Origin of the sequence: Pseudomonas sp. (genome assembly GCF_037994325.1) — a bacterium.
Taxonomy (GTDB): Bacteria; Pseudomonadota; Gammaproteobacteria; order Pseudomonadales; family Pseudomonadaceae; genus Aquipseudomonas.
The window spans coordinates 1-10,181 of record NZ_JBBNAH010000192.1; the positions used below are offsets into that span (position 1 = coordinate 1).

Here is a 10,181-nt window from a genome sequence, read left to right on the forward strand (position 1 = left end):
CTGGGCATACGCCGGGGTCGATGAGTTTTTGGTTTCCTGAGGCCAAGTTGTTGATTGCCGGCGATACGCTGTTTCGCCGTGGTATTGGCCGTACCGATTTGTGGGGTGGCGATTACCCGACGATTGAGCGCTCGATCAAGCAGCGGTTGTACACGCTGGATGAGGACGCCACGGTGGTGACGGGGCACGGTCCTGATACCCGCTTGGGCGATGAGATGCGCGAAAACCCATATATCCGCGCTTAAGCGCTTCATCTATTTCCCTAACTGAAAGAGCCCGCGCCGTTAAGTGCGGGTTTCGCCGTTGGTCCTGAAAGCAAAAAACGTTACTTGAACCTTACTGTTGACAAGTTATATGTTGGGTGAAATGTAAAGCGAATTGCCGCTCGGTAAAACCGCTTCAATGCACCCATTTGCAACTTGCCAGACAGGACACCCCGCCATGAACAGCATCACCACCGGCGAACTGCCGAGCGCCACGCTGCAGCCGGTTAAGCCCACGCGCAGCCTGATCAAGCGTCTGGTCGGGCCCGTTGTGGTGATTGGCGCGCTGGTGGGGCTGGGTTTCTATGCGAATCACTGGTGGACGGCGGGGCGCTTTATTGAAGAGACCGACGATGCCTATGTCGGCGGCGACGTAACGGTGATTGGCTCCAAGGTGGCTGGCTATATCAGCGAGTTGCGGGTGACCGACAACCAGCTGGTGCACGCCGGTGACCTGCTGGCGCGCATTGATGATCGCGACTACCGCGCCGGCCTGCTCAAGGCTGAAGGTGCGGTGGCCGCCGAAGATGCGCTGCTGGCCAATCTGGACGCCACCGCGCAGCTGCAACAAGCGCTGATCGCCCAGGCCCGCGCCAGCATCGCTGCTACCCAGGCGGAAATGACCCGTGCAGGCGCCGACCACCTACGCTACCAACGCCTGGTGCAGCGTTCGGCGGTGTCGGTGGAAAGTGCGCAGCGTGCGGAGGCGACCTTCAAAACCGCGCAGGCCGAACATGCTCGCGCCCAAGCCACACTGTTGGCCGCGCAACGTCAGCTCGACGTCATCGCCACGCAAAAGCAACAAGCCCGCGCTGCGCTGATGCAGGCTCAGGCCGACCGTGATATCGCTCAACTCAACCTGAGCTACACCGAGCTCCGTGCGCCGGTGGACGGCGTGGTTGGCAACCGCAAGGCGCGGGTCGGGGCGTTTGCTGCGGCCGGCTCGCAGTTGTTGGTGGTGGTGCCGGCCCGTGGCTTGTGGGTTGACGCGAACTTTAAGGAAGACCAACTGGCCGCCATGCTGCCTGGCCAGGCGGTGAGCATTCGTGCCGATGTGCTGCCTGGGCGTGAGTTTCATGGGCACTTGGGTAGCCTGGCGCCGGCCACGGGCGCGCAGTTCAGTGTGTTGCCGGCGGAGAATGCCACCGGCAACTTCACCAAGATCGTGCAGCGCGTGCCGGTGCGTATTCATCTGGATGACGCTGATGGTGTGCTCGGTCACTTGCGGCCGGGGTTGTCGGTCATCGTTGAAGTCGATACCCATAGCCAGCCGGTCGAGCCGGTGGTTCAGGCGGCTGCGCTGTGAGCACGGCAGCGGTGCCGTTTAATCCGGCGTCGATGAGTACGCTGCAGAAGACGTTAGCCTTCGCCAGTATGTGCGTGGGTATGTTTATCGCCTTGCTGGATATCCAGATTGTCTCCGCCTCGCTGCGCGACATTGGCGGCGGGCTGTCGGCCGGCGCCGATGAAACGGCCTGGGTGCAAACCAGCTATCTGATTGCCGAGATTGTGGTAATTCCGTTGTCGGGCTGGCTGTCGCGGGTGCTGTCTACGCGTTGGCTGTTTTGCGCCTCGGCAGTGGGGTTCACCCTGGCCAGTCTGCTTTGCGGTGTGGCATGGAATATCCAGAGCATGATCGCCTTTCGCGCCCTGCAAGGCTTTTTGGGCGGCTCGATGATTCCGTTGGTATTTACCAGCGTGTTCTTGTTTTTTGATGGCAAGCAGCGGGTGCTGGCGGCGTCCACCATTGGCGCCTTGGCTTCGCTGGCACCGACCTTGGGGCCAACGATTGGCGGTTGGATTACCGACAATTACTCCTGGCACTGGCTGTTTTATATCAACCTGGTGCCGGGCATTTTTGTCGCCGTGGCGGTGCCGCTGCTGGTGCGTATCGACGAGCATGATTTCTCGCTGCTGCGCGGCGCCGACTACCTGGGCATTGTGTTGATGACGCTGTTTCTCGGGTGCCTGCAATACACCCTGGAAGAAGGACCGCGTTGGAACTGGTTTAGCGATCAGACCATTCTCACCACTGCCTGGATTTGCGGCCTAAGCGGCATGGCCTTTCTCTGGCGCAGCCTGACATTCCATAACCCGGTGGTCGACCTGCGCGCGCTTAAAGAACGCAACTTTGCCCTTGGTTGTTTTTTCTCGTTTGTCACCGGCATTGGCCTGTTTGCCACTATTTATCTGACGCCGTTATTTCTCGGCCATGTGCGCGGCTACAGCGCGTTGCAGATTGGCTTGGCGGTGTTTTCCACCGGGGTGTTTCAGATTTTGGCCATTCCGCTCTACGCCATTCTCGCGGCGCGCTTGGATATGCGCTGGATCATGATGATTGGCCTGTCGTTGTTCGCCATTTCCATGTGGGATTTCAGCGCCATCACTCACGATTGGGGCGCGGCTGAGCTGATGCTGCCGCAAGCGTTGCGCGGTATGGCGCAGCAACTGACGGTGCCGCCGACGGTAACGCTGGCCCTCGGCAGCCTGGCGCCGGCGCGGCTCAAGCATGCCTCCGGGCTGTTTAATCTGATGCGCAACTTGGGCGGCGCCATGGGTATTGCTGCTTGCGCGACCATTCTTAATGACCGCACCAACCTGCATTTCCAGCGTTTGGCTGAGCACCTGAATGCGGGCAACGAAGCGATGAACCATTGGTTGGCGCAAATCGGCGGCAACCTGCAGGCGTTAGGCGTGGGGGCTGAAGATGCCGCAACCGGCAGCCTGCAACAGCTGTTCCGGTTGACCCTGCGCGAAGCGCAGACGCAAACCTATGCCGACGCGTTTCTCAGCATCATGGTTTGCTTTGTGATCGCCATCGCCATGGTGCCACTGATGCGCAAAATGGCTATGCCAGCAGCGCCATCGCCGGACGCCCATTGACTGCATGTTGCGCGCCGGGCGTCAGGGAATTTTCAGCTAACTTTAAACTCCAACAGCGGTCCGCCCAGCGGGGCGGACCACGCTTTAGGAGTACCTCGTCCATGTTTACCTTCAGTCGCCTGATGATTGCCGCTACTGCCGTTGCGCTGTTGGCTGGCTGTGCTTCGCAAAACCCCTATGACAACCAGCCGCCGAGTTCGAACAAAACCGCCAAGTACGGCGGTATCGGTGCCCTGGCCGGCGCCGCTGCTGGTGCCCTGATCGACCATAACAACCGTGGCAAAGGTGCGCTGATTGGCGCTGCGGTCGCCGGTGCGGCGGGCGCCGGTTATGGTTACTACGCCGACAAGCAGGAAGCCGAGCTACGCCGCAGCATGCAGGGCACTGGTGTGCAGGTGCAGCGTGAGGGCGACCAGATCAAGCTGATCATGCCGGGCAATATCACTTTTGCCACCGACTCGTCCGACATCGCCGCCAACTTTTATACGCCGCTGAATAACTTGGCCAACTCATTCAAACAGTACAACCAGAACAGTATTGAGATTGTTGGTTACACCGACAGCACCGGCAGCCGCCAGCACAATATGGATTTGTCCCAGCGCCGCGCGGCCAGTGTGGCCGGTTACCTGACTTCGCAAGGCGTGGACGGCTCGCGCTTGTCGACACGCGGCAATGGGCCGGATCAGCCGATCGCGACGAACGATACGCCCGATGGGCGAGCGCAGAACCGCCGGGTGGAGGTTAATTTGAAGCCGTTGCCGCAACAGCAACAGCCGCAGCCGTATGAGCAACCTCAGCAGTATCAGCAGGTGCCGCAGCAGGGGTATCAGCAGTACCCGCAATAAGCCCATCAGTAAGTAACAGGGCCTCCTTCTTAGGGGGCCTTTTTTTTGCCTGCGGCCCGTATCCCGCCGTTGGAGAAAACCGGATTAACGGATTAGTGAAGAGGCAGGGCGCGCCCGGTGTTACCCATGTGTCCCGACAAAACCTGTCTTGTTAATCATCTTTTGATGGCAAAGCGCCTGTCTTCGATTTCCTGTCTAGACTCAGCGCAATGACCCAGACGGGTCATTGCTGGCCGGGCCATTACCGTGGGGTAGGGCTGGCGCAGGATCAGGAGCGTACATGGACGATAACCGCGGATTTCATTCTCGCCGCCCTTGGCTGCCGTATCTGGTGGCGCTTGGGTTGATGGCGGGGTTGGGCGTGTTGGTGGTGTGGCAGTGGCAGGAACTGGAGGCCAATAACCGACGCGAGCAGGAACAGCGCTTTAGCATTGCCGTGGATGATGTACAGCAGAGCGTCACCGAGCGCATGCGTGCCTATGAGATGGTGCTGCGCGGTATGGCCGGGCTGCTGGCTGGCAGTGATCAGGTCAGCGCTGAAGAGTGGATGCGCGCCACGGACCAATTGCAGTTGCAGGATCGCTATCCCGGCATTCAATCGGTGGCTTGGGCGCGTTATTTACGTGGGCCCGAGCTGGCGGCGTTTGTAGACGGCGAGAGGGCTGAGGGGCGCAAGGATTTTCGCGTGTTCCCCAGTGGTGAGCGCGATGAGTACCTGATTGCCGACTACATCAGCCCACTGGACTGGCGCAATCGTCGCGGCCTGGGCTTTGACGTGCTGTCCGAAGAGCTGCGGCGCAAGGCGGTTTATCACGCGCGGCGCAGCGGTGAAGCGGTGTTATCGGCACCGCTTAGGTTGAAGTCGGAGACCGACGAGGACACCCAGGTCGGCGCCGTTCTTTATATGCCGGTGTATGCCAATACCGCGCCGGTTACCAGCGAGGAGGAACGCCAGCAGGCGTTTGTTGGCGCGGTAACCGGCGCCTTCCGCATGCAGGATTTGCTCGAGGGCATTCTCGGTAGCCGCAGCGAGCTGTATCAGGTTGAGCTTGTGGATAACTCGGACGATGGTGGCGCCCTGCTCAGCGGCGGTTATCGCGGCACTTCGGCGTTTCAACTGACGCGAGCTATTACGGTGTTTGGCCGTGAGTGGCAGATGACGGTCAGCAGCACCCAGCAATATGAGCGACGCCTGGAAAACCCGCGCCTGCAGTTCAACCTATGGGTCGGTCTGTTGGCCTCGGTTCTGCTTGGGCTGATGGTCGGTGGCTACCTGTTGTTGCGTGAACGCGCGGTGGCCAATATCGAGGCGCTAAGTGCCGGCTTACGCGAACGCGAAGAGCGTTTCCGTTTGGTGGTAGAGGCCTCGCCCAATGCCATTGTGTTGGTCGACAGCAACGGTCGCATTGCCATGGTCAACCAACAGGCGGAGCTGATGTTCGGTTACCCGCGTGACGAATTGGTCGGCGCGGCGGTGGAAAAACTCCTGCCCGAGTCCTTGCGTCACGCCCATGTCGGCATGCGCCAAGCCTTCCAGAAGGCCCCCGAGCCACGGCAGATGGGCGGCAACCGCGAGTTGTTTGCGCAGCATAAGGATGGCCACTCAATTCCCGTGGAAGTCGGCCTGTCGCCGCTGCGCAGTGGCCCGGACGTGCTGGTGCAGGCGGTGATCATCGATATCAGTACACGTAAGGCGGCCGAAGAGCGTTTCCGCCTGGTGGTGGAAGCCTCGCCCAATGCCATCGTCTTGGTGGACAACCAGGGTCGTATCGCCATGGCCAACCGCCAGACCGAGCAGTTGTTTGGTTACCCACGCGGCGAGTTGCTCGGCCAGGCGGTGGAAAAGCTGTTGCCCGACTCTTTGCAAGAACTGCACGTGGGCCTGCGCAAAAGCTTTTTGCGTTCCCCGGAGCCGCGGCAAATGGGTAATAACCGCGAGCTATTCGGCCGCCATCAGGATGGCCACTTGATTCCTCTGGAGGTCGGGTTGTCGCCGCTGCGCAGTGGCGAAGATGTGCTGGTGCAGGCGGTGATCATCGATATCAGTGAGCGCAAAGCAGCGGAAACCCGCTTGCGTGAACAGGCCGAACAACTGGCCTTGGCCAACCGCTACAAGTCAGAGTTTCTGGCCAATATGTCCCACGAACTGCGCACACCGCTGAACAGCATCCTGATCCTCAGCGAACAGCTCAAGCAGAACAACGCCGGCAACCTCAATGAAAAACAGGTCAAGCACTCGGACATCATTCACCGCGCCGGCCGTGACCTGCTGCAACTGATCAACGACGTGCTCGACCTGGCGCGCATCGAAGCCGGGCGGGTGCAGTTGAAGATGGAGCAAATGAACGTCCACGACCTGATGCAGGAGTTGGACGCCAGCCTGCGGCCGATGGCTGAGCTTAAGGGCCTGCGGCTGATCACTGCACTTGAGCCGCAGGTGCCGCGGGTGATTTTCTGCGACCGTGGTCGCTTGCAGCAAATCGTGCGCAACCTGCTTTCCAATGCGTTGAAGTTCACCGAGCGTGGCGAGGTTGAATTGGCGGTCAGCTGCCTGCCGGTCGCGCTGGACGATGGTCGGCAGATGCTCAAAATTGTGGTGCGCGACACCGGCATTGGTATCGCTGCCGAACAGCATCAACGGGTGTTTCAGGCGTTCCAACAGATTGACGGTTCTACCAGTCGGGCCTTTGGCGGCACCGGTCTGGGGCTGGCGATTACCCGTCAGTTGGTGGAAGTGTTGGAGGGCACGGTGCGCCTGGATAGCGCGCCGGGGCAGGGTTCCAGTTTTACCGTGGAGCTGCCGGTGGCGGTAGTGCCGAGCACACGCGTTAGCCACCAGCCCGCCGCTGGAGGCTTCATCGCGCCAGTTCGCACGGGCCAAGGGCCGGCGCTGTTGGTGGTTGAAGATGATCTGAATTTTGCCGGCCTGATTGCCGAAGAGGCCCAGGCCCATGGCTTTGCCAGTGTGCATTGCCGCAGCGGCAACCAGGCCATTGAGCTGCTGCAACGTGAGCAGTTTGCCGCGGTGATTCTCGACATTCTGCTGCCCGATATCAGCGGCTGGCAGATCTACCGCAGCCTGCGCGGCCAACCGCAGCACCGGGGCATGCCGGTGCACATTATTTCCTGCGTGCCGCAGCCCGATGATTGGCACGACGACGGTACCCGCTACCTGGTCAAGCCCATTGCCCGCGCCGATCTGGAGCAAGTGTTTACCGACCTGGCGCGCCATGAGCACGAGGAACAGAACCGCCTGCTGTTGGTGGAGGACATAGACCCCGAACGCGAGTTTTACCGCGAGCACCTGAGCCAGTTGGGCTTTACCGTGACCGCTGTGGCCACCGCCGAACAGGCGCGTAACGCCTATCACCAAGACGAGTTCGCCGCGCTGGTGGTCGACCTCAACCTGCCTGATCAGGACGGCTTTGATTTGATTGAACTCATGGCGCGCGAGCGTCCTCTGAGCAATACGCGGGTGGTCGTTAATACCGGCGTGGATGTCACCCAACAAAGCCTGCAACGCTTACGCCGCTATTCTGCGGTGGTGGTGCAGAAAAACGGCCAGGACCTGCAAGCCCTGAGTTTGGCCGTACAAGGTTTTCTCTCCAGCGTGCGTGAACCGCAGCCGCCGGCTGTGGTGGCGCCAATCAACCCGCTGCAAGACCGGCGAGTGCTGTTAGTGGACGACGATGTGCGCAATATCTATGCAATGAGTGCGTTGCTGGATGAACTCGGGCTGGAAGTTACCACCGCCCGAGATGGCTTTGAGGCGTTCGCTGCATTTGCAGAGCAGTCGTTTGATTTGATCCTGATGGACATGGCGATGCCCAACATGGATGGCTATACGGCCACTCGTCTGCTTAAGCAGGAGAAAGGCTGCACGGTGCCGATCATTGCCTTGACGGCCCACGCGATGAAGGGCGACCGCGAAAAGTGTTTAGCCGCGGGCACGGATGACTACTTAGCCAAACCGGTAGCGCGTCAGGATCTCAAAGACCTGTTGCAACGCTGGTTAGCGAAATCGGAGGGACGAAATGGCTCAAGCACAGCTTAAACCGCAGTCCAGCGAGCAAATTCTGCTGGTGGTCGATGACCGCGAGGAAAACCTCGTGGCCATGGAAGCCCTGCTGGGTGATAGCCCTTGGCAAGTTCGCACGGTGAATTCCGGCGAAGCCGCCTTGCAGTGCTTGCTCGACAACAATGTCGGGCTGGTGCTCTTGGATGTGCAAATGCCGCATATGGACGGCTTTGAAGTGGCGCGCCTGATGCGCGGCAACCCGGCCACCCGCTACACACCGATCATTTTTCTGTCTGCCATTGCCCACACCGAAGATTCGGTGCTGCGCGGCTACGCCACGGGCGCGGTGGACTTTATTCTTAAACCGTTCGACCCGCAGGTGCTGCGGCACAAGATCAATGTGCTGCTGGAGCACGAGCGCAATCGCCATGACTTGCAGGTGCTGTCCAAGCAGCTGGATAGCGCGCGGGCGTTCAATGCCTCGGTGCTGGAAAACGCCGCCGAAGGCATTGTGGTGGTGAACGAAGAGGGCACCATCAACTTCGTCAACCCGGCCATGGCACGCATGCTCAATGGCACGGTGGCGGGGCTGGAGGGCACGCCGCTGCTGGATTATCTGGAAACCGAAGGCATGCCGACGGCCTGGAAGGATTCCGAGTTTTACAAACACTGGCTGCGTGGCGAAGCCTACCGCCTGCACGACGCCAGCTTGCGTGCGGTCAGTGGCCAACTGTTGCCGGTGGCGCTCTCAAGCTCGCCGTTGCCGCGTTTGCAGCGCTCCATGGTGATTCTGGCGTTGGACATGTCGGTGGTGCGTAATCTCTATGCACAGCTGGAATCGCAGGCCGCTACCGATGCGTTGACTGGCCTGCTTAACCGTCGCGGTTTCCACCAAGCCTTGGAAGCGAGCCTGGCGCGCCTGGACCGTAACGGTAAGCGCATGGCCATTCTGTATGTCGATCTGGACGGTTTTAAACGCATCAACGACTCCCTCGGCCATGCCGCTGGCGATCAGGTGTTACGCCAAGTCGGTGACCTGCTGCGTTCTAGCCTGCGCCCCTATGACGTGCTGGCACGCATGGGCGGCGATGAATTCACCGCCTTGCTCGACGGCCTGGAACACCCGGAAGACGCCGCACGTATAGCGGAAAAACTGATTGAGCTGATTTCGGTACGCCATCGGGTCGACGGCATGGACGTTACTCTTGGCGCCAGTATCGGTATCGCCAGTTACCCCGAATGTGGGCGCAGCGTCGACGGCCTGATGCGCGCGGCCGACATGGCCATGTACGAAGCCAAGCGTGCCGGCCGTCAGCAATACCGCTTCTTCTCGCCAGAAATGAACGGCCGCGCGCGCTCACGCTTGATGCTGGAAGAAAGCCTGCGCAATGCCATTGAACAGGACGATTTTGTGCTGGTGTACCAGCCACAGATCTACCTGGAAACCGGCAAGCTGCGTGGCTTTGAAGCCTTGTTGCGCTGGGAGCATCCGGTGTCCGGCACCATTGCCCCCAATGTGTTTATTCCGCTGCTGGAAGAAACACGCCTGATCAACCGTCTAGGCGATTGGATCTTCCGCCGTGGTGTGCAGCAGTGCTGCGATTGGCGTCCAACCTTTGGCGATCAGGTGGTGGTCAGCCTGAACGTCAGCCCAGTGCAATTTGGCATGCCGCAATTGGTTGAAGACTTGCGCCGCGTGCTCGCCGAGCTCGGTTTACACCCGCGCCAACTGGAAGTGGAAGTCACCGAAAGCGCGCTGATGCAGGACCTCGACACCACCCGCGAACAGCTCAGCCAACTGCGCGCCCTTGGGGTAAAAATCGCCATTGACGACTTTGGTACCGGCTATTCGTCGTTGGCCTACCTGCGCCATTTCGAACTGGATACCCTGAAAATCGACCGCCTGTTTATCTCCAATATGCTCAGCTCCCCCAAAGATGCAGCGGTGGTAAGCACCATCATCGACCTGGGGCGCAACTTGGGTTTGGAAGTGATTGCCGAAGGCGTGGAAACCATTGAACAGCGCGACTGGCTGCTGGAACACCGCTGCCACATCATGCAGGGCTTTTTGGTCGCCAAAGGTTTGCCGGTATCGGAAACCATGCACTTTCCGACGCAGATTGATTGGGATAGTTATCGCAAGACTTAGGCAAGGGTTGTACTCCCCTCTCC

Annotated in this window: 6 protein-coding genes; all 6 read left to right on the forward strand. The window is 60.0% G+C overall.

Annotation, left to right across the window (positions count from 1 at the left end; translation table 11 throughout):
• The coding region (locus AAAB16_RS06350; RefSeq protein ID WP_340662573.1) for an MBL fold metallo-hydrolase at window positions 1–245 on the forward strand (245 nt) is incomplete at its 5' end.
• A 196-nt stretch (window positions 246–441) separates the two neighbouring features.
• Complete coding sequence (locus tag AAAB16_RS06355; protein WP_340662574.1) at window positions 442–1,569, forward strand: HlyD family secretion protein; 1,128 nt, start codon at window positions 442–444, stop codon at window positions 1,567–1,569.
• A gap of 32 nt (window positions 1,570–1,601) precedes the next feature.
• Window positions 1,602–3,146, forward strand: a complete 1,545-nt coding sequence (locus tag AAAB16_RS06360; RefSeq protein WP_340662578.1) for a DHA2 family efflux MFS transporter permease subunit — start codon at window positions 1,602–1,604, stop codon at window positions 3,144–3,146.
• A gap of 101 nt (window positions 3,147–3,247) precedes the next feature.
• Complete coding sequence (locus tag AAAB16_RS06365) at window positions 3,248–3,991, forward strand: OmpA family protein (RefSeq protein WP_340662575.1); 744 nt, start codon at window positions 3,248–3,250, stop codon at window positions 3,989–3,991.
• 280 nt (window positions 3,992–4,271) lie between these two features.
• Entirely contained in the window at window positions 4,272–8,045 is a 3,774-nt protein-coding gene (locus AAAB16_RS06370) for a PAS domain S-box protein (RefSeq protein ID WP_340662576.1), read from the forward strand.
• Window positions 8,026–10,158 carry an EAL domain-containing protein gene (locus tag AAAB16_RS06375; protein WP_340662577.1) on the forward strand — a complete coding sequence of 711 codons (2,133 nt, stop codon included), beginning with the start codon at window positions 8,026–8,028 and terminating at the stop codon, window positions 10,156–10,158. Before AAAB16_RS06370 ends, AAAB16_RS06375 begins: the two co-directional genes overlap by 20 nt.
• The last annotated feature ends 23 nt before the right edge of the window (window positions 10,159–10,181 follow it).